The sequence below is a fragment of the Staphylococcus sp. EG-SA-2 genome (assembly GCF_017152085.1).
This window is the reverse complement of record NZ_JACYHC010001118.1, coordinates 1-702: the sequence shown is the minus strand read 5'-3', so window position 1 is coordinate 702 and position 702 is coordinate 1. Positions and strand designations below refer to the sequence as shown.

Annotated in this window: 1 protein-coding gene; it reads right to left on the bottom strand. The window is 34.3% G+C overall.

Annotation, left to right across the window (positions count from 1 at the left end):
- Window positions 1-702 (bottom strand): L-lactate permease (locus IDG60_RS18580; RefSeq protein ID WP_206161043.1); only part of this gene is annotated, 702 nt, incomplete at both ends.

Here is a 702-nt window from a genome sequence, read left to right as displayed (position 1 = left end):
GACGCAACGCAATTCCTTTAGGCGATAAATCACTCACAGTATTTGGAATTGGCAATTTTATTACTAAACTTTCAAGTGCACCTCCAGGTTGGAATAATTTTTTGAAGAATGGTGCACTCCATACTAATACAAAGGCAGTTAAAATTACGAACGGACTCCAAGCAAAGACAATTTCTTTAGGCGTTCGTTTTTGAATTTTATGTTCAGACGCTTCCAATCTGAAAATGTTTTTCGGTTTAAATTTACGACAAACAAATGCTAACACCACCATTGTTGCTAGTGATGGAATAATGTCTGCTAGTTCTGGACCATGGAATATTGTTAATAATAATTGTAATCCAGTATATGTACCACTCACTGTTAAAATGACAGGTAAAATTTCTTTAATACCTTTCATACCATCTACAATGAATACTAAAACAAATGGAATAATAAAGTTTAAAATTGGAAGTGTTAATGCTGAGTATCTCGCAACATCTAATGTTGTAACGCCTCCACTTAAGTTAAACGTATCAATAATACTAACTGGTAAACCAATTGCACCAAAGGCACCCGCCGCACCATTAGCAATTAAACATAACATCGCTGCTTTTAATGGTTCAAATCCAAGTTGAATTAATAATACTGCACAAATCGCAATTGGCACACCAAATCCTGCTGCACCTTCTAAAAATGCGTTGAAACAAAATCCAATTAATAATA